This window comes from Streptomyces sp. Wb2n-11, from assembly GCF_001049855.1.
In the GTDB taxonomy this organism is placed as follows: domain Bacteria; phylum Actinomycetota; class Actinomycetes; order Streptomycetales; family Streptomycetaceae; genus Streptomyces; species Streptomyces altiplanensis.
On the sequence record NZ_CVPB01000001.1, the window covers coordinates 2,216,057 to 2,242,136 of the forward strand.

25 protein-coding genes and 1 pseudogene are annotated in these 26,080 nt (G+C 70.3%); 12 read left to right on the top strand and 14 right to left on the bottom strand.

All coding sequences use genetic code 11. The annotated features are described in order from the left end of the window. Positions 1-83: 83 nt before the first annotated feature. From BN1555_RS09705 to BN1555_RS09725, 5 genes are all read left to right on the top strand, one after another. Positions 84-1,022 (top strand): coiled-coil domain-containing protein, encoded by a 939-nt coding sequence (locus BN1555_RS09705; protein WP_093799000.1) that lies wholly within the window; start codon positions 84-86, stop codon positions 1,020-1,022. A 91-nt stretch (positions 1,023-1,113) separates the two neighbouring features. Next, the gene (locus BN1555_RS09710) at positions 1,114-2,088 is read left to right on the top strand and encodes an ABC transporter ATP-binding protein (protein ID WP_093799001.1); all 975 of its coding nucleotides are present in this window, start codon (positions 1,114-1,116) and stop codon (positions 2,086-2,088) included. 3 nt (positions 2,089-2,091) lie between these two features. Continuing rightward, complete coding sequence (locus tag BN1555_RS09715) at positions 2,092-2,862, top strand: ABC transporter permease (protein ID WP_093799002.1); 771 nt, start codon at positions 2,092-2,094, stop codon at positions 2,860-2,862. A 130-nt stretch (positions 2,863-2,992) separates the two neighbouring features. After that, positions 2,993-4,216: an ABC transporter ATP-binding protein gene (locus BN1555_RS09720; protein ID WP_093799003.1), complete on the top strand. Its 1,224-nt coding sequence runs from the start codon at positions 2,993-2,995 to the stop codon at positions 4,214-4,216. Further along, on the top strand, positions 4,213-5,058 hold the full coding sequence (locus BN1555_RS09725) for an ABC-2 transporter permease (RefSeq protein WP_093799004.1): 846 nt from the start codon (positions 4,213-4,215) through the stop codon (positions 5,056-5,058). Before BN1555_RS09720 ends, BN1555_RS09725 begins: the two co-directional genes overlap by 4 nt. An 18-nt stretch (positions 5,059-5,076) precedes the next feature. On the opposite strand, the gene BN1555_RS09730 is transcribed toward BN1555_RS09725, so the two are convergent. Continuing rightward, positions 5,077-5,406: an ATP/GTP-binding protein gene (locus tag BN1555_RS09730; RefSeq protein ID WP_093799005.1), complete on the bottom strand. Its 330-nt coding sequence runs from the start codon at positions 5,404-5,406 to the stop codon at positions 5,077-5,079. A 214-nt stretch (positions 5,407-5,620) separates the two neighbouring features. Between BN1555_RS09730 and BN1555_RS09735 the strand changes: the two genes are divergently transcribed. Further along, positions 5,621-6,670 carry an LLM class flavin-dependent oxidoreductase gene (locus tag BN1555_RS09735; protein ID WP_093799006.1) on the top strand — a complete coding sequence of 350 codons (1,050 nt, stop codon included), beginning with the start codon at positions 5,621-5,623 and terminating at the stop codon, positions 6,668-6,670. Positions 6,671-6,761: 91 nt separating this feature from the next. Here the strand turns inward: BN1555_RS09735 and BN1555_RS09740 are convergent, their stop codons facing one another. Then, positions 6,762-7,154 (bottom strand): SCO5389 family protein, encoded by a 393-nt coding sequence (locus BN1555_RS09740; RefSeq protein WP_093799007.1) that lies wholly within the window; start codon positions 7,152-7,154, stop codon positions 6,762-6,764. A 209-nt stretch (positions 7,155-7,363) separates the two neighbouring features. Between BN1555_RS09740 and nucS the strand changes: the two genes are divergently transcribed. After that, positions 7,364-8,035 (top strand): endonuclease NucS, encoded by a 672-nt coding sequence (gene nucS, locus BN1555_RS09745; protein WP_093799008.1) that lies wholly within the window; start codon positions 7,364-7,366, stop codon positions 8,033-8,035. Positions 8,036-8,108: 73 nt separating this feature from the next. Here the strand turns inward: nucS and BN1555_RS09750 are convergent, their stop codons facing one another. The 4 genes from BN1555_RS09750 to BN1555_RS09765 form a co-directional block, all read right to left on the bottom strand. Next, on the bottom strand, positions 8,109-10,823 hold the full coding sequence (locus BN1555_RS09750) for an ATP-binding protein (protein WP_093799009.1): 2,715 nt from the start codon (positions 10,821-10,823) through the stop codon (positions 8,109-8,111). Positions 10,824-11,079: 256 nt separating this feature from the next. Continuing rightward, positions 11,080-11,403 (bottom strand): STAS domain-containing protein, encoded by a 324-nt coding sequence (locus tag BN1555_RS09755; protein WP_093799010.1) that lies wholly within the window; start codon positions 11,401-11,403, stop codon positions 11,080-11,082. Between the two features lie 146 nt (positions 11,404-11,549). After that, entirely contained in the window at positions 11,550-12,398 is an 849-nt protein-coding gene (locus BN1555_RS09760) for a 3-hydroxyacyl-CoA dehydrogenase family protein (RefSeq protein ID WP_093799011.1), read from the bottom strand. 138 nt (positions 12,399-12,536) lie between these two features. Beyond that, a complete protein-coding gene (locus BN1555_RS09765; protein ID WP_093799012.1) occupies positions 12,537-13,178 on the bottom strand; it encodes a TetR/AcrR family transcriptional regulator in 642 nt (213 codons plus the stop codon). 79 nt (positions 13,179-13,257) lie between these two features. Here BN1555_RS09765 and BN1555_RS09770 point away from each other — a divergent pair. Both BN1555_RS09770 and BN1555_RS09775 read left to right on the top strand, forming a co-directional pair. Beyond that, positions 13,258-13,874: pseudogene (locus BN1555_RS09770) on the top strand (ATP-binding cassette domain-containing protein); the annotation flags it as partial. A 308-nt stretch (positions 13,875-14,182) separates the two neighbouring features. Then, on the top strand, positions 14,183-14,755 hold the full coding sequence (locus BN1555_RS09775; RefSeq protein ID WP_093799013.1) for a cob(I)yrinic acid a,c-diamide adenosyltransferase: 573 nt from the start codon (positions 14,183-14,185) through the stop codon (positions 14,753-14,755). A 117-nt stretch (positions 14,756-14,872) separates the two neighbouring features. On the opposite strand, the gene BN1555_RS09780 is transcribed toward BN1555_RS09775, so the two are convergent. Next, positions 14,873-15,412, bottom strand: a complete 540-nt coding sequence (locus BN1555_RS09780) for a hypothetical protein (protein WP_093799014.1) — start codon at positions 15,410-15,412, stop codon at positions 14,873-14,875. A gap of 151 nt (positions 15,413-15,563) precedes the next feature. Between BN1555_RS09780 and BN1555_RS09785 the strand changes: the two genes are divergently transcribed. The 3 genes from BN1555_RS09785 to BN1555_RS09795 all read left to right on the top strand — a co-directional run bounded on the left by BN1555_RS09785 (position 15,564) and on the right by BN1555_RS09795 (position 19,449). Beyond that, positions 15,564-16,766, top strand: coding sequence for a sensor histidine kinase (locus tag BN1555_RS09785; RefSeq protein ID WP_093803305.1), 1,203 nt, complete (start codon positions 15,564-15,566; stop codon positions 16,764-16,766). After that, on the top strand, positions 16,763-17,413 hold the full coding sequence (locus tag BN1555_RS09790) for a response regulator (protein WP_093799015.1): 651 nt from the start codon (positions 16,763-16,765) through the stop codon (positions 17,411-17,413). Before BN1555_RS09785 ends, BN1555_RS09790 begins: the two co-directional genes overlap by 4 nt. 185 nt (positions 17,414-17,598) lie before the next feature. After that, positions 17,599-19,449 carry a glycoside hydrolase family 18 chitinase gene (locus tag BN1555_RS09795; protein WP_093799016.1) on the top strand — a complete coding sequence of 617 codons (1,851 nt, stop codon included), beginning with the start codon at positions 17,599-17,601 and terminating at the stop codon, positions 19,447-19,449. 80 nt (positions 19,450-19,529) lie between these two features. Here BN1555_RS09795 and BN1555_RS09800 read toward each other — a convergent pair whose 3' ends face one another. The 7 genes from BN1555_RS09800 to BN1555_RS09830 all read right to left on the bottom strand — a co-directional run bounded on the left by BN1555_RS09800 (position 19,530) and on the right by BN1555_RS09830 (position 26,069). Beyond that, a complete protein-coding gene (locus BN1555_RS09800; protein WP_093799017.1) occupies positions 19,530-19,976 on the bottom strand; it encodes a DUF2550 domain-containing protein in 447 nt (148 codons plus the stop codon). A 132-nt stretch (positions 19,977-20,108) separates the two neighbouring features. Beyond that, positions 20,109-20,483 carry a F0F1 ATP synthase subunit epsilon gene (locus tag BN1555_RS09805; RefSeq protein WP_093799018.1) on the bottom strand — a complete coding sequence of 125 codons (375 nt, stop codon included), beginning with the start codon at positions 20,481-20,483 and terminating at the stop codon, positions 20,109-20,111. Between the two features lie 128 nt (positions 20,484-20,611). Continuing rightward, on the bottom strand, positions 20,612-22,054 hold the full coding sequence (gene atpD / locus BN1555_RS09810) for a F0F1 ATP synthase subunit beta (protein WP_093799019.1): 1,443 nt from the start codon (positions 22,052-22,054) through the stop codon (positions 20,612-20,614). Further along, on the bottom strand, positions 22,054-22,971 hold the full coding sequence (locus BN1555_RS09815; RefSeq protein WP_093799020.1) for a F0F1 ATP synthase subunit gamma: 918 nt from the start codon (positions 22,969-22,971) through the stop codon (positions 22,054-22,056). The genes atpD and BN1555_RS09815 overlap by 1 nt, the downstream gene beginning before the upstream one ends. A gap of 20 nt (positions 22,972-22,991) precedes the next feature. Next, entirely contained in the window at positions 22,992-24,587 is a 1,596-nt protein-coding gene (gene atpA, locus BN1555_RS09820; RefSeq protein ID WP_093799021.1) for a F0F1 ATP synthase subunit alpha, read from the bottom strand. 127 nt (positions 24,588-24,714) lie between these two features. Beyond that, positions 24,715-25,530, bottom strand: coding sequence for a F0F1 ATP synthase subunit delta (locus tag BN1555_RS09825; RefSeq protein WP_093799022.1), 816 nt, complete (start codon positions 25,528-25,530; stop codon positions 24,715-24,717). Further along, a complete protein-coding gene (locus BN1555_RS09830; RefSeq protein ID WP_093799023.1) occupies positions 25,527-26,069 on the bottom strand; it encodes a F0F1 ATP synthase subunit B in 543 nt (180 codons plus the stop codon). The genes BN1555_RS09825 and BN1555_RS09830 overlap by 4 nt, the downstream gene beginning before the upstream one ends. Between the last annotated feature and the right edge of the window lie 11 nt (positions 26,070-26,080).

Genomic DNA, 26,080 nt, shown 5'->3' on the forward strand with positions numbered 1-26,080 from the left:
TTGGCTCGGTGACACGCCGCCCGGGCCCCTAGGATTCCCCCTAGCACCCCACCGGTCTCATTCGACAGGAACCCAGGAACCCCATGAGCGACACTTCCTCCCCCTTCGGCTTCGAGCTCGTGCGGCGTGGTTACGACCGCGGTCAGGTGGACGACCGCATTACCAAACTCGTCGCCGACCGTGACAGTGCTCTGGCCCGAATCACTGCTCTGGAAAAGCGCATCGAGGAGCTCCACCTCGAGACGCAGAACGCCCAGGCCCAGGTCAGCGATGCCGAGCCGTCGTACGCCGGTCTCGGTGCGCGTGTCGAGAAGATCCTCCGTCTCGCCGAGGAGGAGGCGAAGGACCTGCGTGAGGAGGCCCGTCGCGCCGCCGAGCAGCACCGCGAGCTCGCCGAGTCCGCCGCGCAGCAGGTGCGCAACGACGCCGAGTCGTTCGCCGCCGAGCGCAAGGCGAAGGCCGAGGACGAGGGTGTCCGTATCGTCGAGAAGGCCAAGGGGGACGCCTCGACGCTGCGCAGCGAGGCGCAGAAGGACGCACAGCAGAAGCGCGAGGAGGCGGACGCCCTCTTCGAGGAGACCCGCGCCAAGGCCGCCCAGGCCGCCGCGGACTTCGAGACGAACCTGGCCAAGCGCCGCGAGCAGTCCGAGCGCGACCTGGCTTCGCGCCAGGCCAAGGCCGAGAAGCGTCTGGCCGAGATCGAGCACCGCGCCGAGCAGCTGCGCCTGGAGGCCGAGAAGCTGCGTACGGACGCGGAGCGCCGTGCCCGTCAGACGGTGGAGACCGCGCAGCGCCAGGCCGAGGACATCGTCGCCGACGCCAACGCCAAGGCCGACCGGATCCGCAGCGAATCGGAGCGCGAGCTGGCGGCGCTCACCAACCGCCGCGACTCGATCAACGCGCAGCTGACCAACGTCCGCGAGATGCTGGCGACGCTGACCGGTGCGGCCGTCGCCGCCGCCGGTGCCCCGGCCGACGACGAGCCGATCACCCGCGGCGTCCCGGCCCCGCAGACCCGCTAGCCCGAAGCGGAAGCAAGCAGGCCGTAAAAGCCCCGAAAGCCCCCCGTCATTCCGGTGGCGGGGGGCTCGGTGCGCCTTTAGCGTGGCGGGCATGATTGAGCTGACGGGGCTGACGAAGCGTTACGGCGAGAAGGTGGCCGTCGATCATCTGACCTTCACCGTACGGCCGGGCATCGTGACCGGCTTCCTGGGCCCGAACGGGGCGGGCAAGTCGACGACCATGCGGATGCTGCTGGGGCTGGACAACCCGACGGCGGGCGACGTCCGCATCGACGGGAAGCGGTACGCCGAACTCAGGGATCCCCTGAAGTACATCGGCGCGCTCCTCGACGCCAAGGCGATGCACGGCGGCCGCAGCGCGTACAACCACCTGCTGTGCCTGGCCCAGAGCAACGGCATCCCCCGCCGCCGGGTCTCCGAGGTCCTCGAAACGGTGGGCCTGACGGCCGTCGCCAAGAAGCGCGCGAAGGGGTTCTCGCTCGGCATGGGCCAGCGGCTCGGCATCGCGGGCGCGTTGTTGGGCGACCCCGAGATCCTGATGTTCGACGAGCCGGTGAACGGGCTCGACCCCGAGGGCATCCACTGGATCCGCAACCTGATGAAGTCGCTGGCGGGCCAGGGCCGTACGGTCTTCGTCTCCAGCCACCTCATGAGCGAAATGGCGCTCACCGCCGACCACTTGGTCGTCATCGGCCAGGGCAGGCTGCTCGCCGACACGTCCATGGCCGACTTCATCCGGGAGAACTCGCGCAGTTACGTGCGGCTGCGCTCTCCGCAGCAGGAGCGGCTGCGCGATGCCCTGCACGAGGCCGGGATCACGGCGGTCAGCAGGGGTGACGGGACGCTGGAGGTGGACGGCGTGACCTCGGAGCAGCTCGGTGAGCTCGCCGCCCGCCACCAGCTCGTCCTCCACGAACTGAGCCCCCAGCAGGCCTCGCTGGAGGAGGCGTTCATGCAGCTGACCGCGGAGTCCGTGGAGTACCACGCGCATACGGACGGCGCGGGGCCGCAGTCGCCCGGGGCCGGCTGGGGCGCCGGCGTGCAGCAGCGGAAGAAGGGGGTCTGAGCCATGGCGGTCGCACAGGTGCTCAAATCGGAATGGACCAAGATCAAATCGGTTCGGTCCACGGTGTGGACGCTCGGTCTCGCCGCGGTGGTCACGATCGGCCTCGGCATGCTGATCAGCGTTCTCTCGAAGAACGAGTTCAAGGACATGGGCGCCCGGGACAAGCTCGCCTTCGATCCCACCTTCGTGAGTTTCGCCGGAACGAGCCTCGGCCAGCTGGCGATGATCGTCTTCGGCGTGCTCGTCGTGTCGAACGAGTACAGCACCGGAATGATCCGCATGTCGCTCGCCGCGGTCCCGCAGCGCGGCGCCTTCCTCTTCAGCAAGATAACCGTCGCCACGGCGCTCGCACTGGCCGTCGCGATGGTCACGAGTTTCACCTCCTTCTTCCTGGGCCAGGCGATGCTGGGCGACCTGGGAGCGGACATCGGCGACCCGGGCGTCCTGCGCGCGGTGATCGGCGGCGGGCTCTACATGACCCTGATCGCGCTGTTCTCGATGGGCGTCGCCACCATGCTGCGCAGCCCGATGCTCGCGCTCGGCATCCTGATGCCGATCTTCTTCCTCCTCGCGCCGGTCCTGGGCAATGTCTCCGCGACCGAGAAGGTCGGCCAGTACCTCCCCGACCAGGCGGGCAGCAAGATCATGCAGGTGGTGCCGCCGCTCGACGACGATGCGCCGTACGGTCCGTGGGGCGGGCTGCTGATCATGGTGGCGTGGGTCGTCGTGGCCGTGGCGGGCGGGTACGCCCTGCTGAAGAAGCGGGACGCGTAGGGGCGACGGCCGCGTCCCCGGCTTAGCCGGAACCGTCAACGGCTGGTTATCCTCCTAACCCTTACGGGGGCGCGTTCGGCCATGCGGTCACAGCCCCGACGACCCGACCTGTCGATGGGGCTGCACACACATGATCGAGGCAGTCGGCCTGACGAAGCGCTATGGCGCCAAGACAGCCGTGCACAACCTTTCCTTCCAGGTTCGCCCGGGCACGGTGACGGGCTTCCTCGGCCCCAACGGCTCCGGCAAGTCCACGACGATGCGCATGATCCTCGGGCTCGACGAGCCCACCTCGGGCCATGTCACCATCGGCGGCCACCCCTTCCGCAAGCTGCCCAACGCCCCCCGGCAGGTCGGCGCCCTGCTCGACGCCAAGGCCGTGCACGGCGGGCGCACCGCCCGCAACCACCTGCTGTCGCTGGCGCAGCTCTCCGGCATCCCCGCCCAGCGGGTCGACGAGGTGCTCGGGGTCGTCGGCCTCCAGGACGTCGCCAGGCGGCGCTCCAACGGCTTCTCGCTCGGCATGGGGCAGCGCCTGGGCATCGCGGCGGCGCTGCTCGGCGACCCGCAGGTGCTGCTCTTCGACGAGCCGGTCAACGGCCTCGACCCCGAGGGCATCCTGTGGGTCCGCAACCTCATGAAGACGCTGGCCTCCGAGGGCCGCACGGTCTTCGTCTCCAGCCACCTCATGAGCGAAATGGCGCTCACCGCCGACCACTTGATCGTGATCGGGCGCGGGCAGCTGCTCGCCGACATGAGCGTCAAGGCCTTCATCTCCGCCAACTCCGCGGACTTCGCCCGGGTGCGTACGCCGCAGGCCGAGCCGCAGCAGCGCGAGAAGCTGTCCTCGGTACTGACCGAGGCCGGCGGGCACGTCATGACCGAACACGACGGTGCGATGCGCGTCACCGGGCTGCCGCTGCCGCGGATCAGCGACCTCGCGCACGAGGCCGACGTACGGCTGTGGGAACTCTCGCCGCACCAGGCCTCGCTGGAAGAGGCGTACATGCGGATGACGCAGAGCGCGGTGGACTACCGCTCGACGGCCGACCAGCTGGCCGGTTTCCAGCCGCCGGACCAGCCGCACCCGCCCGGCGGTCACGCCCCGCCCGTGCCGCCCGTGCCGCAGCAGGGCTGGTACGCCCCGCCGCCGCCCCAGGCCGGCGGGCAGCCGCCCTTCGCCGGCGCGCCCGTACCGCCCGGCCAGGCACCCGTGCCCGGTTACGCGCCCGCACCGGGCCGGAACCCGTACGCGGCGCCTCCCGCTCCGCCGGTGCCCCCCGCGCCCGCACCGGCGCCCGCCGCCCCCCATCCGACCAAGAGCGACAGCGACAGCCCCGAGGACGCCCGATGACGACCCCGTACCAGCAGCAGGCCCCGCAGCAGTACCCGCCGCAGGGCGTCGCGTCGTACGTCTCGCCGATCCCGGTGCGCAGGGCGACGCTCGGGGACGCCCTCGCCTCCGAGTGGACGAAGATCCGGTCGGTGCGCTCCACGGTGTGGACGCTCGGCGTGATGATCGTGCTCGTCCTCGGCATCGGACTGCTCTCGACGCTGCTCGTCTCCTCGTCCGGCGCCGACCTCGAGGAGTCCCCGGTCCTGAGCCTCGGCTTCTTCGGCGTACTGCTCGGCGCCATCCCGGTGATCACGCTCGGCGTGATGACCGTCGCCTCCGAGTACGGCACGGGCATGATCCGCACGACCCTCACCGCGTGCCCCAGCCGCGCCCGGGTGCTGACCGCCAAGGCGATCGTCTTCTTCGCGCTGGCCTTCGCCATCACGCTGGTGACCACCGCCGCCGTCGGGGCGCTCCAGTCCGCAATGCTGGACGGCGCCACGGCCACCGGCGAGGACTGGCTGCGCGCGACGGTCGGCGTCAGCCTCTACATCGCGACACTCGGCCTGCTGTCGCTCGCCGTCGGCTCGCTCATCCGTCACTCGGCGGGCGCGATCACCATCATGATCGGCGTGGTGCTGCTGCCGCTGGTGCTGGCGATGTTCATGTTCTCCGAGTCGCTGGCCGACCTTCGGCAGGCGCTCTTCGAGTACTCGATCCCCAGCCAGCTCGCCGTCTTCTACGACGCCTCGGTCACCCCGTCGGGACCGTCGGGGTGGGACCCGCTGTGGATCGTGGCGGGCGTGACCGCCGTGGCGCTCGGCGGCGCCTTCCTGGCCCTGGAGAAGCGCGACGTGTGACCGCGCCCGCCGCGCCGGTCAGTAGCGCGGGGCGTTCCGGGACCGCTGCACCTTCGAGGTGCGGCGGTCCTTCGCGTTCCAGCACGCCTTGTGCCAGTGCCTGCGGTCGTCGACGCCGCCGTACTCGGACCAGGCCACCAGGTGCGGCACCCCGGACGGGATCTCCTGGTCGCAGCCCGGGCAGCGGTAGCGCTTGCCGGCCGCGCTCGCTCCGGCGACGTGGCGCACCGACCACTCCTCGCCCTGCCACAACTCGGTGCTCTGGAGCCCGAACCTGTCTCCTGCCGTGCCGCTCCGGGGCTCGGTCGGGTTCTCGCCGCCCTTGGGGCGGTTGCGACGCGGGGACACCTGAAACCTCACGGATCGGAAGGAAGTGGTTCTTCCAAGCCTAGGGCCATTCGGCCGGGGTACCCGTACCGCACCGCGTACGAGCCCGCCGCCCACAGGCTCCGGCTTACCGGAAAATCGCAACAACTCCTCACGTGGCCGTGCCTTTGGCACGTGTCAGGCGTTGTTGCCAGTGAAGGGGGATGCCGCGTCGGCCGCAAGGAGGCAGAAGGCGATGCGTGTCGGAACGTTTGTACTGGCAGCCCAGTTCCCGGGCCAGGGCCAAGGGGAAGCGCTGCACCGGGCGGTGCGGTCGGCCGAGGTCGCCGAGGAGTGCGGGCTGGACTCGGTCTGGCTCGCGGAGCACCACTTCGTGCCGTACGGCGTGTGCCCCTCCGCGGTGACCTTCGCCGGGCTGCTGCTCGGCCGCACCCGGCGGATCCGCGTGGGCACGGCGGTCAGCGTCCTGCCGACCGTACACCCGGTCGCCCTGGGCGAGCAGGCCGCGCTGCTGCACCTCACCTCCGGCGGGCGCTTCACGCTCGGCGTCGGGCGGGGCGGTCCGTGGGTGGACCTGGAGGTGTTCGGACAGGGGCTGGAGGCGTACGAGCACGGGTTCCCCGAATCGCTGGACCTGCTGCTGCGGTGGTTGCGCGAGCCGCGCGTCGAGTCGCGGGGGGAGCGGTTCGACTTCCGCGAAGTCGCCGTCGTCCCCAGGCCGGACGAACTGCTGCCCACGGATCCCGGAGGACCTGAAGCCCCCGGGGGTCCCGAGGTGGTGATCGCCTGCACCTCGCCCAAGAGCGTGCGGCTGGCGGCCGAACGCGGCCTGCCGATGCTGCTCGGCATGCACTGCGGCGACGAGGACAAGGCGGAGATGGTCACGCTGTGGCGCAGGCACGCGCTCGCCGCGGGACATGAGCCGGAAACGGTCGCGCGGGCGGGTCACGTCTCGGCCGGAGTGGCTCAGATCGCGAGCAGCGCGGCCGACGCCACGGAGACGTTGACGAAGGCGATGCCCGGCTGGCTCAAGCAGGGGCTCGACGCCCATGTGACGGTGGACGGGCGGCACCGCGCGATGCGGGACCCCGTCGCCTACACGGGGATGCTGTGCCGGCTGCACCCGGTGGGCCCGCCGCAGCTGGCCGCCGACCGGCTGGCGGCCACTGCGGAACGGACCGGCATCACGCGTTTCGCACTGTTCGTCGAAGGGTCGGGGGACCTTGCCGCCACCGAGGAGAACGTACGGCTGCTGGGGTCCGAGGTGCTCCCCCTGCTGTCCTGACCCCGTCGGCCCGGACCAGGGCCGGCCCGGCGGAACACCGCCGCTCCGCATCAGGCGTGCAACTCCCACGATGCGGAGCGGCAGCGTTGTCTCAGCAGTCCCGCAGTTCCGGTGACTGGTTGAGCAGCTGCCCCCTGATCGAGGTGAAGCGGCCGAGCCGCTCGTCCGAAGAGGGGGCCAGCGGGAACACCGCTACGCGGTGGCAGTTCTGGAAAGCAAGACGTACGCCGAAGTGCCGCTGGAGCGCACCGCGAATCGCGTCACTCGCGAGTGCGCGCAGCAGCTGACCACGAGCCTGCTCGTCCGGCGGAGGCGTCTGGTTGTCGGCGAACTCTCCACCGTCGACCTTCAGCTGTGCCACCAGAGAGCTGATCATCTCCCATGCGTAAGGCAGGGAGGTCCGGACGCAGTCGACGAAGGCGGCTTCGTCGACATCGCCTCGCTCGGCCTGTTCCAACAGTGCCGGTGAGACGTCGAGCGACATGGGTTCTCCTCTCGCGACCCCGGGCCGGGGTCTTACGGGCAGGGAAGGCGGACGACGACGCAGAGTGCACGTACGACGACCTCCTGCATCCAAGTTAAGGGTGCGGTCCGGACCGCACCAGGAGATTGGGAACACAACCGGCCAACAACGAACAGGGGCTTACGGGGCGAATCGCGTAGAGCACGGGTAGTCGAGTAGCGTTGCGCCCCATGCGTCTCGTCATTGCCCGCTGCTCCGTGGACTACGCGGGCCGGCTCACCGCCCACTTGCCCTCCGCTCCCCGTCTGATCCTGGTGAAGGCGGACGGCAGCGTTTCGATCCACGCCGACGACAGGGCGTACAAACCGCTCAACTGGATGTCACCGCCGTGCACCCTCAAGGAGGGCACCGGAGACGATGCAGGCACCTGGACGGTGATCAACAAGGCGGGCGAGAAACTGATCATCACGATGGAGGAAGTCCTCCACGACTCGTCCCACGAGCTGGGTGTGGACCCCGGCCTCATCAAGGACGGCGTCGAAGCGCACCTTCAGGAGCTGCTCGCCGACCGCATCGAGATCCTCGGCGAGGGCTACTCCCTGATCCGGCGCGAATATCCCACCGCCATCGGCCCGGTGGACATCCTGTGCCGCGACGCGGACGGGGCGACGGTGGCGGTGGAGCTGAAGCGGCGTGGTGACATCGACGGCGTCGAGCAGCTCACCCGTTACCTCGAACTGCTCAACCGGGACCCGCACCTGGCTCCGGTGAGGGGCGTTTTCGCGGCGCAGGAGATCAAGCCGCAGGCGCGCGTACTGGCGACGGACCGCGGGATCGGCTGCGTCGTACTGGACTACGACGCGATGCGCGGCATCGAGGACGACAAGCTCCGCCTGTTCTGACCCGCTCCCGGCTCACGGCCTTCGGAAAGGGGCGGGGCGGGGGGGAAGAACCCCCTTCGCCCCGCCCCACGCCCTACGCGGGGCTGGCGGGGTCCTGCGCGCCGGACGAGACCGAGACGCTGTTGCTGGGGCTGCCGCCCGTGGTGGTGGTGCCGTCGGTGGTTCCGCCGTTCGTGTCGCCGGTGGTCCCGCCCTCGGTGGTCGTCCCGCCTTCGGTGGTCGTCCCGCCTTCGGTGGTCCCGCCCTCGGAAGTGCCTTCGGTGGTTCCGCCTTCGGTGGTTCCGCCTTCGGAGGTCCCGCCCTCGGAGGTTCCACCCGTCGAGGTGGGGCCTCCGGTGGTCGGGCCGCCCGTCGTGGAACCGCCCGTGGTCGGGCCGCCGGTCGTGGGGCCTCCGGTGGTCGGGCCGACGGTCGTGGGGCCTCCCGTGGTCGGACCGCCGGTGGTCGGACCGCCCGTCGTCGGATCGTCCGAAGTCGGCGGCTTGCTCCCCGGCGACGAGGAGTCGTCGTCCGTCGGTTTGCCGCTCTTGGACGGACTGCTGCCGGGAGCCTTGCTGTCGCCGCTCTCGCCCGGCTGCGGCTGTCCCGACGTACCGGGCCCGGCCGGGTCGCCCGGATCGCCCGGGCGCTCGGTCGATCCCCGGGTCGGCTCGTCGGCCGGCAGACCGTCCAGTCCGTCGTCCTCACTGGCCGTCTGCTCGGTCCTGACCTTGTGGTCCGGGGTCTCGTCGCTGTCCGAGGCCGCGCCCAGGGTCACCACGGCGCCGAGTACGGCGACGAGCAGCGCGCCCGCGCCCGCCGCGACCATGTTGCGCCGCGCGCCGCTGAGCAGGGCGAGACGGCCCCCGCCCGGGGTCGCCGCCGGACGGTGGGCGACCAGCGTGCTGTCCTCACGCGGCTGTTCGGGCCTGGGTGGCAGCGACAGGGGTACGACCGCCGCCGGTACGCCGCCGGGGGGCGACGCCGACTCCTCGTACCGCGCCGCGGGCACTTCCTCGCCCGCGGTCGTGCGTCCGCCCGGCACGAGTCCGCCGACGCCCGCGCCGGAGCGGTCCGCGACCAGCGCCAGCGCCCTGCGTCCGGCGACGGTGCCGCTCTTGTCGGCCACGGCGCCGCGCATCGCGATGGACGCCTCCAGCTCGGCCCGGGCCCGGTCCAGGTTGCCCGTGCAGAGCGCGAGGACACCCAACTCGTGGTGGAAGTAAGCCTCTTCGGCGACCTCACCCGCGAGGCGCGCGGCTTCGAGCCCGGTCCGCAGGGCCCGTTCCCACGCCCCCCAGCACAGCCCGGCGGCGAAGGCGGGCGCCGCCGTACGGGCGAGCAGGACGGCGGCGCTCGGATGCCCCGCCTCGGTGCCCGGTACCAGTGCCGCCATCGCGGCGAGGACCGCGTCGGCCTCCGCGGTCGCCCGCCCGGGCGTGACCGAGGGGTGTCCGACCCACCAGGCGTAGTGCTGGGCGGCGCTGTGCGCCCGCTCCGCCACGTCGTCCGCGAACCCCGCGGCCTCCAGCTGCGGGGCCACACCGGCCGCCAGCCGGCAGTGCGAGCCGGCCGGCGAGAGCAGGCCGCAGCTCATCAGCTCGCCGAGCGCGGCGTCCGCGTGGGTGTCCCCCACGAGGGCCGGCAGGTGCGCCTGGTGCGGAACCTCGCCGCCGAGCGCGAGGGCGAAGCGCAGAGTGTCCCGGGCGGACTCGCTCAGCCGGGACACGAGCAGCGCCACGGGCATCGCTCCCTCGGCGAGCGAGGGCAGGGGCACGTCGTGGCCGTCGTCCGCGTCGAAGGGCGCGTCGGACGGCTGCTCGCTGAAGTACCCGTACTCGTCGAAGGCGTTGGGGTCGGCTCGCAGCCGGTCGCGCTGGCGCAGCAGCGCGCCCGCCTGCACGAAGCGCAGCGGCAGCCCCTCGGACTCGAACCACAGGTCGCCCGCCCAGTTCGCCTCGTCGTCGGTGAGCGGCCGGTCCACGGCCCGTTCGAGGACCTCCAGACTGGCGCCGCGGCCGAGACCGCCGAGGAAGACCTCCTCGACGTGCGACTCGGGCGAGGGTGGGGCGACATCCGGCGTCGTGGCGAGCAGGAAGGCGCACTCGGGCGTGGCCTCCAGCAGCTCGTCCAGCGCCGCTCCGCCGAACTCCAGGTCGTCGAGGACGACGACGGCACCGATCTCGTGGACGAGACCGAGCAGCCCCGCACGGTCCGGACGGTGCAGCGGCGCGCTGTACACGGCCGCGAACAGGTCGTGGAGCAGTTCTTCGGGCGTGCGGTGGCTTCCGCAGAGGCGTACGACGCCGTCGGGCGCGAGGTCCGCGCACTCTTCGGCGACGGCGTCGAGCAGTGCCGTACGGCCGGATCCCGACGGTCCCGTCAGCCGCACCGAACGCCCGCGCGCGAGCAGCCGCACGAGCCTCTCGCACTCCTCCTGGCGCTCCAGGAGCGGGCGGTCGGGAACGGCCGGCCCCGACGGTACGGGCGGCGCGGCCGCCCGCAGCAGCTCGGCGCGGTCGTCGGCGTCGCGCCTGACCGGCCGCGCGGGACGCTCGCCGGGCGGGCAGACCTCGATCTCGCTGCCGTCGACAGGGTTGACGGTGAGCAGGAAGTCGCCCGCGACGACCTGCACGGTGCGGGCGGGCGCAGGCGAGGGCTGCCCGCCCCCCTTGGCCTGACCGCTCTGCGCAAGAGCCGGCGGCAGCGCGTCCCGCGGTGGCCGGCGCGGCCCGTCACCGGCGTCGCCCGCGACGAAACGGTCGTCGTCGTGGCCGTACTCTTCCGGTCCCCGGTTCATCGGGTCCATGGTCAAAGCCTCCCAGAGGCGTTGCGTGCGGTTGTCCCTCCCGGCCTTTCGCACGCTCGCTGTCGCTTCTGGTCCGGTGCCCGCCGTACTCGGGTTCGTCAATCGGCAGGCGACCGAACCCTAGACCTTGGCACAGTATCTGTGAACAAGAGGGGGGCCGCCCCGCCCGGGACATCACGGTCTCGTGAGGATTGTGCGCCCGCCGTATGCCTCGCGCTGTCCCGCGATGTCCCACGCCGTACCGCTCGGATCCCTGTCAGACCCTTGGCAGCGATTCGGCCGCGAGGCCGCCCTCGATGGCGAGGATGCGGTGCAGTCTGGTCGCGACCAGCAGGCGCTGCATCTGGGCCGGCACCCCGCGCAGCACGAGCCTGCGGCCCGCCCGCCCGGCGCGCCGGTGGGCGCCCATGATGACGCCCAGGCCGGTGGCGTCCCAGGAGTCCAACTCGGTCAGGTCCAGCACCAGATCGCCGACTCCGTCGTCGACGGCCGAGTGCAGGGCCGTACGGGCGTCCGCCGCGCTGCGGACATCGAGGCGGCCCCCGACGACCAGCTCGACGTGATCGCCCCTGATGTGCATATGCGCTCCCCGGGAGTCCGTCAGTTTCTTCGTGTCCTGCTTCTTCCTTGCACCCGACTGACTGCCGTACGGGCAAGGAAGTTGCCGCCCGTAAGCGAACCGATACCGAATTCACTCCTGGGAGTGACCCAGGAGCCGGCATGGCGTCAGTGCTTGTAGAAGCCCTGCCCGCTCTTGCGTCCGATGTCACCGGCGTCAACCATCCGGCGCATCAGCTCCGGCGGCGCGAACTTCTCGTCCTGCGACTCCGTGTAGATGTTGCTGGTCGCGTGCAACAGGATGTCGACACCGGTCAGATCGGCGGTGGCGAGCGGTCCCATGGCGTGGCCGAAGCCCAGCTTGCAGGCGATGTCGATGTCCTCGGCCGACGCGACACCCGACTCGTAGAGCTTGGCGGCCTCGACGACGAGGGCCGAGATGAGGCGGGTGGTGACAAATCCTGCCACATCACGGTTGACGACGATGCAGGTCTTGCCGACGGATTCGGCGAACTCGCGTGTACGGGCGAGTGTTTCGTCGCTGGTCTTGTAACCCCGCACGAGCTCGCAGAGCCGCATCATCGGCACGGGCGAGAAGAAGTGCGCGCCGACGACCCGCTCCGGACGTTCCGTCACCGCCGCGATCTTGGTGATCGGGATGGCGGAGGTGTTGGAGGCGAGGACCGCGTCGTCGCGCACGAGCTTGTCGAGCGTACGGAAGATCTCGTGCTTGACCTCGAGCTTCTCGAAGACGGCTTCGACGACGATGTCGGCGTCGGCGACCGCGTCGAGGTCGGTGGTCGTGGTGATGCGGCCGAGCGCCGCGTCGGCGTCCGCGGCCTCCAGCTTCCCCTTGGACACGAACTTGTCGTACGAGGCCCTGATGCCGTCACGGCCCCGGGTCAGCGCGGCGTCGGTGACATCGCGCAGGACCACGTCCCAGCCCGCCTGCGCCGATACCTGCGCGATACCGGACCCCATGAGTCCGGCTCCGATGACGGCGAGCTTCCTGGCCACGGCACACCCCTTGATTCCTTCGGCCTTAACACCTGTTCACTTCAGGCTCTCCGGCGGAGATTAGCGTCCGTGAGCGGCCGAGTGGCGGTGAAGAGATGCGCGTCACGTCCCAAATGGCGGACATCACACCGGCATCCCTCACTCGGTGGCCCGCACCGCGTAGTTGAGCACCTTCCCGCTCAGCAGCTCCTCCCTCTCGTCGAGGAGGACGAGCGCCTCGCGGGAGACTTCGGCGGCCTCGCGGCCCGCGGTCATCTCCCGGCCGATGCACCCCATGAACATCGTCTGGAGCCAGGACAGCTGGCCGGCGACCAGGACGGGGAGCGGGTCGCCGGGCTCGGCACCGGTCTCCTGCCCGAGGGTGCGCTCCAGGTTTTCGAGGCTCTCCTGCTGGATGCGCCACAGCCGCGGCCTGAGGGAGTCGGCCTCCGAGACGACACGCATGAACCGGCCGTACCCCGCGAAGAGGCCCACGGCGGGTGAGACGCCTTCGACCGCCCCGCGCAGCTCGCGCAGCACGGCGCCGACCGCCGACTCCCCGGCGCGGCGTCCGCGGACGTACCGCGAGAGGCGGTCGACGATGTCGCCGCCCCGGTCGAGGAAGAGGTCCTCCTTGGCCGGGAAGTAGTTGTAGACGGTGTTGACCGAGACATCGGCGGCCTCGGCGATCTCGGCGACCGTCACCGCGTCGAAGCTCCGCTCCAGGAAGAGTCCGGTCGCCACGTCGGAGATGTGCTGCCCGGTCTGCCGCTTCTTGCGCTCTCTGAGTCCCTCGGCCATGCCTCCACCCTGGCTTCGCTGGGCTCAGTTCAATTTTGGGGTCGTTGTAAATTTCAGGTGCCTCTGCTTTTCCGGGCGCATGGCGGTCATCAGTACGGCCGGGCTCACCCGGACCTTCACCATCAAGGCAGGCCCCGTCGAAGCCGTCCGCGGCATCGACCTGAGCGTCGATCCGGGCGAGATCCTGGCTTCCTCGGACCCAACGGCGCCGGCAAGACCACCACCCTGCGGATGCTCACCACACTGCTCGCACCGACCGACGGCACCGCCACCGTCGCGGGCCACGACCTGGTGGGGGACCCCGCGTGCGTACGGCGGAAGATCGGATACGTAGTCCAGTCCAGCGGCGTGGACCCTCGGGTGTCCGTACGCGAGGAACTCGTCACCCAGGGCCGCCTCCACCGCCTCTCCAGGGCCGAAGCGGCCGCCCGCGCCGACGAGCCGGCCCACGACCTGGACCTGGCCGGGCTGATGGACCGCGTGTGCGGCGCGCTCTCCGGTGGCCGGCGGCGACGGCTCGACATCGCCATGGGCCTCACCCACCGGCCCGAGGTGCTCTTCCTCGACGAGCCGACCACCGGCCTCGACCCGGGCAACCGGGCCGGTCCGTGGAAGCTGGTGCGCCGGCTGCGCGACCGGTACGGCACCACCGTCTTCCTCACCACGCACTACCTCGACGAGACCGACGCGCTCTCGTACGCGCTCGCGCTCAAGGTCTCCGAGCCGCACGAGTTCGGCCCGGTCGTCAACGCGGTGAGCATGCCGTCGATGCCTCTCTCCGGCCTGATGCTGCCGATGGCCCTCGCACCGGGCTGGCTGGACGCGCTGTCGGGCCTCATGCCCTTCCGGTACCTGGTGGACGCGATGCGGGCGGCGTACGTGGGCGGCTACGCGGGCACGGCGATGCTGTACGGCGTCCTGATCTCGGCCGCGCTGGTGCTGGTCTCCGTGACGGTGGGCACACGTGTCTTCCGGAAGGCGGGGGCGTAGCTAGGCTCGGCTCCATGGTCAATCTGACGCGCATCTACACCCGTACCGGCGACCAGGGCACCACCGCCCTGGGCGACATGAGCCGCACCGCCAAGACCGATCTGCGGATCTCGGCGTACGCCGACGCCAATGAGGCCAACGCCGCCATCGGGACGGCGATCGCCCTGGGGCAGCTCGGCGAAGAGGTCGTGAAGGTCCTCGTCCGGGTCCAGAACGACCTCTTCGACGTGGGCGCGGATCTGTCGACCCCGGTGGTCGAGGACCCGAAGTACCCGCCGCTGCGTGTCGAGCAGGCGTACATCGACAAGCTGGAGGCGGACTGCGACCGCTTTCTGGAGGAGCTGGAGAAGCTGCGCAGCTTCATCCTGCCGGGCGGCACTCCGGGCGCGGCGCTGCTGCACCAGGCGTGCACGGTCGTACGGCGCGCAGAGCGGTCCACGTGGGCGGCGTTCGAGGTGCACGGCGAGGTCATGAACCCGCTGACGGCGACGTACCTCAACCGGCTCTCGGACCTCCTGTTCATCCTGGCCAGGGTGGCGAACAAGGAGGTCGGGGACGTGCTGTGGGTGCCCGGCGGCGAGCGCTAGCCGGTGACCGCCCGCGGCGGTCCCCTCCCCGGTCCCCGATGTGCCGGACGGGCCGGGCCCTCAGGCCCGTCCGGCACATCGGGGACCGGGGTCCGGGGCGGAGCCCCCACCACCCGGCTACCCGGCCGGCTCCCGCTTCGGGAAGACCGTGTACGCCGCCGCGACGACCACGTTGATGCCGATCAGGAAGAGCATCTTCTGCTGCCACATCCGCAGCGACCCGATGTCCCCGTCTTCCCCGACGTACCGGACCGCCGCCTGGAGCAGCCCCAGGGCGACCGTCGCGGCCAGGATCCAGTGGGCCGCGAGCTTCCACTCGTGCACGGCGCGGGCCGTCCCGTACTTCGGTGCCGGCACCGGCGCCGGACCGCCCGCGAAGCGGTGGGCGAACCGGGCGTCGACCCACTTGACGGTGCGGTGGCCCAGCCCCACCGTGAAGCCGATGTAGACGGCGGCGAGTCCGTGCTTCCAGTCCGGTTCGGCGCCGTTCTTCAGGTCGACGGCCGTGACGGTCAGCAGCACGACCTCCAGCAGCGGTTCCATGAGCAGCACGGCCGCCCCGGCGCGCGGCATCCCCGCCAGGTAGCGCAGGGCGAGACCCCCCGCCAGCAGTACCCAGAAGCCGACCTCGCAGATGACGATCAACGTGACGATCACGGGACTCCCCTCTCCGTCACGCTCCACCCTCCCGCCCGCGGAGCCGCGCGTCGTCGTCGCCGGTGACGAACTCCCACTGCATCCTTCGATGTACTCGCGGCTCACCCCGCGCGGGGAGGACGAGCCGGTCCGTACCGTGTTGGATGGTGGCGTGGCCCGCTTCCCCCGCCCCCACCGCGACGACGTCCTCATCGCGGTGACCGGCCTGCTCGGCGGGGCCCTGCTGTGGGGCCTCGGGCTGCACATCACGCCCGACCGCGGACTCCTGCCGCCCTGGGTGACGCTCGTACCGCTCGCCGTGACGGCCTTCCTGGAGCTGCTGCGCAGGTCGTGCCCCCGTGCGGCCCTGCTCGTCGGCGCGCTCGCGTTGGTCGCGGACCAGTTCACCCACGGCAACCTGGCCACCGTCCTCATGTTCACCGACCTGATGTACGCCGGCGTGGTGTACGGAACCCCCGCGTCCGCCCGCCGGATCCCGGTCGTCAGCGGTCTGGTCACCGTCGCCGTCACGATCGCCGCCCTGGCCTGGTTCCGCCGGCCGGAAGCGCTGCTCCTCGGTGTCGTCACCGGTCTGGTCTCCCTCGCGCCCGCCGTCACCGGCGCCACCCTGCGCAACCACCGCCAGGCGGCCGAGGCGGCGCGGCTGCGCGCCGAGCAGACCGCGCTGCTGGCCGAGATCGACCGCGGCCAGGCCATCGCGGCCGAGCGGTCCCGGATGGCGCGCGAGCTGCACGACATGGTCGCCAACCACCTTTCGGCCATCGCGATCCACTCCACGGCCGCGCTGTCCATAGGAGAGCCGAAGGCGTCGGCGGACGCGCTGGCCGTCATCCGCGAGAACAGCGTCCAGGGCCTGGCCGAGATGCGCCGGCTCATCGGGCTGCTCCGGGACGCCGGAGGAGCGGGCCGGGAGCCCGCCGTCGCCCCCTCGCTCGACGGACTCGACGCCCTCCTCGGCCAGGTGCGTACGGTCGGCGCCGACAGCGGTCTCGCCTTCGCCCTCGACGACGGACGCGAGGCGGGCGGGCGGCTCCCGGCGCCGGTCGAGATGGCCGCGTACCGGATCGTCCAGGAGTCCCTGACCAATGCCCTCAAGCACGCTTCCCCCGGTACGGTCACCGTGTCGCTCGCCCGCGCCGGCCGGCGGCTGACGGTACGGGTGAGCAGCCCGTACGGGGAGCGGCCCGGCCCGCGCGCGCCCGGTTCCGGGGCCGGTCTGGTGGGGATGCGGGAGCGGGTGTCACTGCTCGACGGGACGCTGGAGGCGGGCCCGGTCACCGCGGCGGACGGCACGAAGATCTGGCAGGTACGGGCACAGCTGCCCGCAGAGGACGATACGGAGCTCCCCGCATGACGATTCGGGTGCTGGTCGCGGAGGACCAGTCGGCGGTACGGGCGGGCCTGGTGCTCATCCTGAACAGCGCTCCGGACATCGAGGTGGCCGGGGAGGCCGGGGACGGCGAGGCGGCGGTCAGGATGGCCCGCGAGCTGCGCCCGGACCTGGTGCTGATGGACGTGCAGATGCCGCGTCTGGACGGGGTGTCGGCGACCCGGCAGGTGGTGGCGGAGCGGCTCGCCGACGTCCTGGTGCTGACCACCTTCGACCTCGACGAGTACGTCTTCGGGGCGCTGCGCGCGGGGGCCGCGGGCTTCCTGCTGAAGAACACCGACGCGAAGGACCTGATCGAGGCGGTACGCACGGTGGCGCGCGGCGAGGGTCTGATCGCGCCCGCCGTCACCCGCCGGCTGATCGCGGAGTTCGCGTCGCCCGTGCCCGTACGGCCCGCGGACGCGCCGGATCCGGCCGTGCTCGATTCGCTCACCCGGCGCGAACGCGAGGTGCTGTCGTGCCTGGGCGAAGGGATGTCGAACGCGGAGATCGCCCTGCGCCTGTCCATGGCCGAGGCGACGGTGAAGACGCACGTGAGCCGCCTGCTGGGGAAGCTGGAGCTGCGCAGCCGGGTGCAAGCCGCCGTACTCGCTCAGGAGTTGGGCATCTGACCGACCGGTGTCCCCGGGATGACCCCCGGCTGGACTCCGGTGGTCCAGACCTCTTGACGATTGGTCCAGACCTTCCTACGCTCGCCGCACCGCAGTGGTGAGCGTGTCATGTCAATCCGGTGTGCTCGCCGAGCGGCGCAGGTCCCATCCCCTTTCACCGCCGGACCTCTCTCTTGGGAGCACCCTTGAGTACATCGACCCCCCTACGCACCCGCTTCAGAACCCGGGCGGCAGCCGGACTGACCGCGCTGATCGTGCCCCTCGCCGCCATGGTCGGCCTCGCCTCCCCCGCACAGGCCGCCGAGTCGGCGACCGCCTCGTACACCAAGAGCTCCGACTGGGGCACCGGCTTCGAGGGCAAGTGGACGGTGAAGAACACCGGCACCACCACCCTCAGCGGGTGGACCGTCGAGTGGGACTTCCCGGCCGGTACGTCCGTCACCTCCGCCTGGGACGCCGACGTCACCAACTCGGGCAACCACTGGACCGCCAAGAACAAGAGCTGGGCCGGCAGCCTGGCCCCCGGCGCCAGCGTGTCCTTCGGCTTCAACGGAACCGGCACCGGCTCCCCCAGCGGCTGCAAGCTCAACGGCGGCTCCTGCGACGGCGGCTCCGTGCCCGGCGACACCCCGCCGACCGCCCCCGGCACCCCCTCCGCGAGCACCATCACCGACACGTCGGTGAAGCTCTCGTGGACCGCGTCCACCGACGACAAGGGCGTCAAGAACTACGACGTGCTGCGCGACGGCGCCAAGGTCGCGACGGTCACCACCACGTCGTACACGGACAGCGGCCTCACCGCGGGCACCGACTACTCGTACTCCGTCCAGGCCCGCGACACCGCCGACCAGACGGGCCCGGTCAGCGGCGCCCGCGCGGTCAGGACCACCGGCGGCGGTACGGACCCCGGCCCCGGGCCGGGCGACCAGGTCAAGCTGGGCTACTTCACCGAGTGGGGCGTCTACGGACGCAACTACCACGTGAAGAACCTGGACACCTCCGGCTCCGCCGGCAAGATCACGCACATCAACTACTCGTTCGGCAACGTCCAGGGTGGCAAGTGCACCATGGGCGACAGCTTCGCGGCGATCGACAAGGCGTACACCGCCGACCAGAGCGTCGACGGCAAGGCCGACACCTGGGATCAGCCGCTGCGCGGCAACTTCAACCAGCTGCGCAAGCTCAAGGCGAAGCACCCGAACATCAAGGTGCTGTGGTCCTTCGGCGGCTGGACCTGGTCCGGCGGCTTCACCGACGCCGTCAAGAACCCGGCCGCGTTCGCCGACTCCTGCTACAAGCTGGTGGAGGACCCGCGCTGGGCCGACGTCTTCGACGGCATCGACCTGGACTGGGAGTACCCGAACGCCTGCGGTCTGTCCTGCGACACCAGCGGCCCGGCCGCGTTCAAGAACATGATGCAGGCCATGCGCACCAAGTTCGGCACGGACAACCTGGTCACCGCCGCCATCACGGCGGACGCCACGGCAGGCGGCAAGATCGACGCCGCCGACTACGCCGGAGCGGCCGCGTACTCCGACTGGTACAACGTGATGACGTACGACTTCTTCGGCGCCTGGGCCAAGAACGGTCCGACCGCCCCGCACTCCCCGCTGACCTCGTACACCGGCATCCCGCAGGCCGGCTACACCTCGGCCGACGCCATCGCCAAGCTCAAGGCGAAGGGCGTGCCGGCGAAGAAGCTGCTGCTCGGCATCGGCTTCTACGGGCGCGGCTGGACGGGCGTCACGCAGAAGGAGCCGGGCGGCACGGCGACCGGCCCCGCCGCCGGCACGTACGAGTCGGGCATCGAGGACTACAAGATCCTCAAGACCAAGTGCCCGGCGAACGGTACCGTCGCGGGCACGGCGTACGCCCACTGCGGCACCGACTGGTGGAGCTACGACACCCCCGCGACCATCGCCTCGAAGATGAGCTGGGCGAAGGGGCAGGGCCTGGGAGGCGCGTTCTTCTGGGAATTCAGCGGCGACACCGCCAATGGCGAACTGGTGACCGCGATCAACAACGGTCTGAAGTAGTAAGGGTCCACCGCACAAAGGCTTGAAACAGTCGGGGGGACGGGTCACTGACCCGTCCCCCCGACTGCTTTCTGCGCCGTCTACGCCACGTTGACGCGCTGGCCGGGAGGCGCGGCCTCCAGCCAGGCGAGGAAACCGGTGAGAGCGTCCTCGCTCATCGCCAGCTCCAGCCGCGTACCGCGATGCGCGCAGCCCAGGATGCAGGCGTCGGACAGCAGCGCCAGCTCTTCCTCGCCCTCGGGAGCGCGGCGCGAGAGCACCTCGATCGCCGAGCGCTCCAGGACGCGGCGCGGGCGGGGGGCGTACGAGAAGACGCGGAACCAGTCGATGCGGTCGCCGCTGTAGCGGGCGACGCCGTACACCCACCCCTTGCCCGAGGTGTCGGGCTCCTCGGGGGTGTTCCAGCGCAGACTGCAGTCGAAAGTGCCGCCGGAGCGCTGGATCAGCCGCCGGCGCAGTCCGAAGACGAACAGTCCCACCAGTACCAGCACGACTACCGAGCCGCTCACGAGCAGAGCGAGGAACATATCCACCGACCTCCTCGCTTCATCCAGTACCAGTAAGAGAACAGAAGTCCCAGCTGTATCGCCTCAGCCGCGACCCGCTCTGGAGTATCCAGTACGGGCCGCGGCTGAAGTCAAAACGTGTCGGTGCGGGACTCAGTGTCCCGCGACCGCGCGCAGTCGGACGTCGGCGCGGCGCTCGGCGGCGGCGTCCGCCTCCGCCTTCGCCCGCTCCAGCGCCCGCTCGGCACGCGCGGCGTCGATCTCGTCCGCCAGTTCGGCGATCTCCGCGAGCAGAGACAGCTTGTTGTCGGCGAAAGAGATGAACCCGCCGTGCACAGCGGCGACGACAGTGCCGCCGTCACTCGTACGGATCGTCACCGGGCCCGACTCCAGCACACCCAGCAGCGGCTGGTGACCGGGCATGACGCCGATGTCGCCGGACGTGGTGCGCGCGACGACCAGGGAGGCCTCGCCGGACCAGACGTTACGGTCCGCCGCGACCAGCTCGACGTGCAGCTCAGCAGCCAAGGTGGCTCCTCGGGTCACCACCCGGCGGTTGTGCCGGGTGTTGGGTCAATTCTAGGGGGCGTACGGAGAGGGGCGGGACGGACCCGCCCCTCTCCCATGAGTCGCGTGAGTCACGCGGCTCGGGTGGTTCAGGAGACGCCGAGCTCCTTGGCGTTGGCCTTGAGGTCCTCAATGCCACCGCACATGAAGAACGCCTGCTCGGGGAAGTGGTCGTAGTCGCCGTCGCAGATCGCGTTGAACGCGGTGATCGACTCGTCGAGCGGTACGTCCGAACCGTCCACGCCGGTGAACTGCTTGGCGACGTGGGTGTTCTGCGACAGGAAGCGCTCGACGCGACGGGCGCGGTGGACAACGAGCTTGTCCTCTTCGCCCAGCTCGTCGATACCGAGGATCGCGATGATGTCCTGGAGGTCCTTGTACTTCTGGAGGATCCCCTTGACGCGCATGGCGGCCGCGTAGTGGTCCGCCGCGATGTAGCGCGGGTCCAGGATGCGGGACGTCGAGTCCAGCGGGTCGACCGCCGGGTAGATGCCCTTCTCCGAGATCGGACGCGACAGAACGGTCGTCGCGTCCAGGTGGGCGAAGGTGGTCGCCGGCGCCGGGTCGGTCAGGTCGTCCGCGGGGACGTAGATCGCCTGCATCGAGGTGATCGAGTGACCGCGGGTCGACGTGATGCGCTCCTGCAGCAGACCCATCTCGTCGGCCAGGTTCGGCTGGTAACCCACCGCGGACGGCATACGGCCGAGCAGCGTGGAGACCTCGGAGCCGGCCTGGGTGTAACGGAAGATGTTGTCGATGAAGAAGAGCACGTCCTGCTTCTGCACATCGCGGAAGTACTCCGCCATGGTCAGACCGGCGAGGGCGACGCGCAGACGGGTGCCCGGGGGCTCGTCCATCTGGCCGAAGACAAGCGCCGTCTTGTCGATGACGCCGGACTCGGCCATCTCCTCGATGAGGTCGTTGCCCTCACGGGTACGCTCACCGACGCCCGCGAACACCGACACACCGTCGTGGTTGTTGGCGACGCGGTAGATCATTTCCTGGATCAGAACGGTCTTGCCGACACCGGCACCACCGAACAGACCGATCTTTCCACCCTTGACGTACGGGGTGAGAAGGTCGATGACCTTGACGCCGGTCTCGAACATCTCGGTCTTCGACTCGAGCTGGTCGAACGAGGGGGCCTTGCGGTGGATGGGCCACCGCTCGGTCACCTCGGCCTCGGCCTCGGGCTTGTTCAGGATCTCACCGAGGGTGTTGAACACCTTGCCCTTGGTCATCTCGCCCACGGGGACGGTGATGCCCTCGCCCGTGTTGGTCACCGGGGCCTGGCGGACCAGACCGTCGGTGGGCTGCATCGAGATCGTACGGACCAGGCCCTCACCCAGGTGCTGGGCGACTTCGAGGGTCAGCGTCTTGATCTTGCCGTCCTCGGCCGGGTCTGCGACCTGGACCTTGAGGGCGTTGTAGATCTCCGGCATCGCGTCGACGGGGAACTCCACGTCGACGACCGGGCCGATGACCCGGGCGACGCGGCCCGTGGCGGCGGCCGTCTCAACAGTGGTCGTCATTACTTGTCACTCCCCGCGGTCGCGTCGGCCAGGGCGCTGGCGCCACCGACGATCTCGCTGATTTCCTGGGTGATTTCGGCCTGGCGGGCCGCGTTGGCAAGCCGGGAGAGGCTCTTGATGAGTTCCCCGGCGTTGTCGGTCGCCGACTTCATCGCGCGGCGGCGGGCGGCGTGCTCGGAAGCGGCGGCCTGCAGCAGTGCGTTGTAGATGCGGCTCTCGACGTAGCGCGGCAGCAGAGCGTCGAGGACGTCCTCCGCCGACGGCTCGAAGTCGAACAGCGGAAGGATTTCGCCCTTCGTACCGGACTCCTCCGCGGTCTGGTCGAGGCTGAGCGGCAGCATCCGGTTCTCCACCGGGTTCTGCGTCATCATCGACACGAACTCGGTGAAGACGATGTGGAGTTCATCCACGCCACCCTCGGCCGTTTCCGTCTCGATCGCCTTGATCAGCGGCGCGGCGACGCTCTTGGCGTCCGCGTACGTCGGACTGTCGGTGAAGCCCGTCCACGACTCCGCGACCTTGCGCTCGCGGAAGTTGTAGTAGGCGACGCCCTTGCGGCCGACGATGTACGTGTCGACGTCCTTGCCCTCACCGCGGAGCCGCTCCGTCAGCCGCTCCCCCGCCTTGAGGGCGTTCGAGGAGTAGCCGCCGGCCAGACCGCGGTCGCTCGTGACGAGCAGGACAGCGGCCCGGGCCGGCTTCTCGACCTCGGTGGTCAGGGCATGCTTGGTAATGGAGCCGGTCGCCACCGCGGTCACCGCACGGGTGAGCTCGGTCGCGTACGGCGTAGAAGCCGCCACCTGGCGCTGCGCCTTGACGATGCGCGAGGCGGCGATCATCTCCATCGCCTTGGTGATCTTCTTGGTCGCGGTGACGGATCGGATGCGACGCTTGTAGACCCGGAGCTGGGCTCCCATGAGTCAGGTCCCTTCCGTCGTCACTTGGAGACGTTGACGGCCGGCGCGTCCTCGCCCAGGAGCTTGCCGTCCGAGGTCTCGAACTGCCGCTTGAAGGCGGCGATGGCGTCCGCGACCGACGTCAGGGTGTCGTCCGACATCTTGCCGCCCTCGGCGATGCTGGTCAGCAGCTCCTTGCGCTCGCGGCGCAGGTGCTCCAGCAGCTCGCTCTCGAAGCGACGGATGTCCTCGACCGGGACGTCGTCCATCTTGCCGGTGGTGCCGGCCCAGACGGAGACGACCTGCTCCTCGACGGGGTACGGGTTGTACTGCGGCTGCTTCAGCAGCTCGACCATGCGCTTGCCGCGCTCCAGCGCCGCCTTCGAGGCCGCGTCCAGGTCGGAACCGAAGGCGGCGAACGCCTCCAGCTCGCGGTACTGGGCGAGGTCCACACGCAGTCGGCCGGAAACCTGCTTCATGGCCTTGTGCTGGGCGGAGCCACCGACGCGCGAGACCGAGATACCGACGTTCAGCGCCGGGCGCTGGCCCGCGTTGAACAGGTCGGACTCCAGGAAGCACTGGCCGTCGGTGATGGAGATGACGTTGGTCGGGATGAACGCCGACACGTCGTTCGCCTTGGTCTCGACGATCGGCAGACCCGTCATCGAACCGGCGCCCATGTCGTCGGAGAGCTTGGCGCAGCGCTCCAGCAGACGCGAGTGCAGGTAGAAGACGTCGCCCGGGTAGGCCTCGCGGCCCGGCGGACGGCGCAGCAGCAGCGACACGGCGCGGTAGGCGTCGGCCTGCTTCGACAGGTCGTCGAAGATGATCAGGACGTGCTTGCCCTGGTACATCCAGTGCTGGCCGATGGCAGAACCGGTGTACGGCGCCAGGTACTTGAAGCCGGCCGGGTCGGAAGCCGGGGCGGCGACGATCGTCGTGTACTCGAGCGCGCCCGCCTCCTCCAGCGCACCGCGAACGGACGCGATGGTGGAGCCCTTCTGGCCGATGGCGACGTAGATGCAGCGCACCTGCTTGTTCACGTCGCCCGAGCGCCAGTTGTCGCGCTGGTTGATGATCGTGTCGACAGCCAGAGCGGTCTTGCCGGTCTGACGGTCACCAATGATCAGCTGACGCTGGCCACGGCCGATCGGCACCATCGCGTCGACGGCCTTGTAGCCGGTCTGCATCGGCTCGTGGACCGACTTGCGGACCATGACGCCGGGGGCCTGCAGCTCGAGGGCGCGACGGCTGTCGGTCGCGATCTCGCCGAGACCGTCGATCGGGTTGCCGAGCGGGTCGACGACGCGGCCGAGGTAACCCTCGCCGACGCCGACGGAGAGCACCTCACCGGTGCGCTGCACCGGCTGGCCCTCCTCGATACCGCTGAACTCGCCGAGGACGATCGCACCGATCTCCCGCTCCTCGAGGTTGAGGGCGAGACCGAGGGTGCCGTCCTCGAACTTCAGCAGCTCGTTCGCCATGGCCGAGGGAAGACCCTCGACCTTCGCGATGCCGTCGCCGGCAACGCTTACCGTTCCGACCTCCTCGCGCGAGGCCGCGTCCGGCTGGTACGACTGGACAAAGTTCTCCAGCGCGTCCCGGATCTCCTCCGGCCGGATCGTGAGCTCCGCCATCTGGGTTCCCTGCTCTCCTTGTTGGGCCCGAAGTTCTTGGGGGTCTGGGGGCCGACCCCCAGGAATCTTCTGCAATCTCTGCACGGCCCAACCGGGCCGCTAGCGATACGTGTTCAGTTGGTTCTGGTCAGCCGGCCATACGGCGGGTCGCCTCTTCGAGACGGTCCGCGATGGTGCCGTTGATGACCTCGTCGCCGACCTGTACCTGGATGCCTCCGAGGACCTCGGGGTCCACGTCGAGATTCAGGTGCATCTGGCGTCCGTACAGCTTCGCCAGTGCGGCGCCGAGGCGCTGCCTCTGCTGGTCGGTGAGCGGCACCGCCGAGGTGACGACGGCGACCATGCGGTCCCGGCGTGCCGCGGCGAGCTTGGACAGGGACTCGAGTCCCGCCTCCAGGCTACGTCCACGCGGCTGAACCACGAGACGTACCACAAGACGCTCGGTGACCGGGTTGGCCTTGCCGCCGAGCAGGCTGCGCAGCAGCTCGCTCTTGGCGGAGACCGGCGCCGACTTGTTGGTCAGCGCGGACCGCAGCCCGGAGTCGGACGCGACGATCCGGCCGAACCGGAACACCTCGTCCTCCACCTCGTCCAGCGCGCCGGCCCGCTGCGCCGCGGTGAGGTCGGCGGTGGCCGCCAGCTCCTCCAGCGCGTCGACCAGGTCACGCGACTGCGACCAGCGGGAGCGGACCATGCCGGAGACCAGGTCGGCGGCGTCGCCGCCCACCTGACCGCTCAGCAGTCGCGCGGCCAGCTGGGCCTTGGCCTCGCCGGCCTGCGCCGGGTCGGTCAGGACCCGACGCAGCGACACCTCGCGGTCGAGCAGCGCGGTGACGGCGGACAGCTCACCAGCGAGCTTCGCCGCGTCGACCGACGTGGTGTCGGTCAGCGCGTCGAGACGCTCACGTGCGGCAGCCAGTGCCTCGCGGCTCGCTCCGTTCATCGGGCGGCCTCGGCCTTCTCCTCGAGCTCGCTGAGGAAACGGTCGATCGTGCGGCTCTGCCGGGCGTGGTCCTCGAGGGACTCGCCGACGAGCTTGCCGGCCAGGTCGGTGGCGAGCTTGCCCACGTCCTGGCGCAGCGACAGTGCGGCCTGCTTGCGGTCCGCCTCGATCTGGGCGTGGCCGGCTGCGATGATCTCCTCGCGCTGGCGCTGACCCTCTGCGCGAAGTTCTTCCTTCAGCACAGTGCCCTGTTCCAGCGCCTCCTGGCGCAGGCGGGCAGCCTCGTGGCGGGCCTCGGCGAGCTGGGCCTTGTACTGCTCCAGCACGCTCTGGGCCTCGGTCTGGGCCTCGTCCGCCTTCTCCATGCCGCCCTCGATCGCCTCGCGGCGCTCCTCCAGAACCTTGTTGATGTTCGGGAGGAGCTTCTTGGCGAGGAAGCCGAAGACGATGACGAAGGCGATCAGACCGATGACCAGCTCGTCGAGATGCGGGACGAGAGGATTTTGAGGCTCCTCCGCCGCAAGGAACAGAGCGTTCACATCAGTGCCTT

Coding starts and splice junctions, on each gene's coding strand:
- BN1555_RS09705 (WP_093799000.1), top strand. CDS start 84: ATGAGCGACACTTCCTCCCCCTTCGGCTTCGAGCTCGTGCGGCGTGGT.
- BN1555_RS09710 (WP_093799001.1), top strand. CDS start 1,114: ATGATTGAGCTGACGGGGCTGACGAAGCGTTACGGCGAGAAGGTGGCC.
- BN1555_RS09715 (WP_093799002.1), top strand. CDS start 2,092: ATGGCGGTCGCACAGGTGCTCAAATCGGAATGGACCAAGATCAAATCG.
- BN1555_RS09720 (WP_093799003.1), top strand. CDS start 2,993: ATGATCGAGGCAGTCGGCCTGACGAAGCGCTATGGCGCCAAGACAGCC.
- BN1555_RS09725 (WP_093799004.1), top strand. CDS start 4,213: ATGACGACCCCGTACCAGCAGCAGGCCCCGCAGCAGTACCCGCCGCAG.
- BN1555_RS09735 (WP_093799006.1), top strand. CDS start 5,621: ATGCGTGTCGGAACGTTTGTACTGGCAGCCCAGTTCCCGGGCCAGGGC.
- BN1555_RS09740 (WP_093799007.1), bottom strand. CDS start 7,154: ATGTCGCTCGACGTCTCACCGGCACTGTTGGAACAGGCCGAGCGAGGC.
- nucS (WP_093799008.1), top strand. CDS start 7,364: ATGCGTCTCGTCATTGCCCGCTGCTCCGTGGACTACGCGGGCCGGCTC.
- BN1555_RS09750 (WP_093799009.1), bottom strand. CDS start 10,823: ATGGACCCGATGAACCGGGGACCGGAAGAGTACGGCCACGACGACGAC.
- BN1555_RS09755 (WP_093799010.1), bottom strand. CDS start 11,403: ATGCACATCAGGGGCGATCACGTCGAGCTGGTCGTCGGGGGCCGCCTC.
- BN1555_RS09765 (WP_093799012.1), bottom strand. CDS start 13,178: ATGGCCGAGGGACTCAGAGAGCGCAAGAAGCGGCAGACCGGGCAGCAC.
- BN1555_RS09775 (WP_093799013.1), top strand. CDS start 14,183: ATGGTCAATCTGACGCGCATCTACACCCGTACCGGCGACCAGGGCACC.
- BN1555_RS09790 (WP_093799015.1), top strand. CDS start 16,763: ATGACGATTCGGGTGCTGGTCGCGGAGGACCAGTCGGCGGTACGGGCG.
- BN1555_RS09800 (WP_093799017.1), bottom strand. CDS start 19,976: ATGTTCCTCGCTCTGCTCGTGAGCGGCTCGGTAGTCGTGCTGGTACTG.
- atpD (WP_093799019.1), bottom strand. CDS start 22,054: ATGACGACCACTGTTGAGACGGCCGCCGCCACGGGCCGCGTCGCCCGG.
- BN1555_RS09815 (WP_093799020.1), bottom strand. CDS start 22,971: ATGGGAGCCCAGCTCCGGGTCTACAAGCGTCGCATCCGATCCGTCACC.
- atpA (WP_093799021.1), bottom strand. CDS start 24,587: ATGGCGGAGCTCACGATCCGGCCGGAGGAGATCCGGGACGCGCTGGAG.
- BN1555_RS09825 (WP_093799022.1), bottom strand. CDS start 25,530: ATGAACGGAGCGAGCCGCGAGGCACTGGCTGCCGCACGTGAGCGTCTC.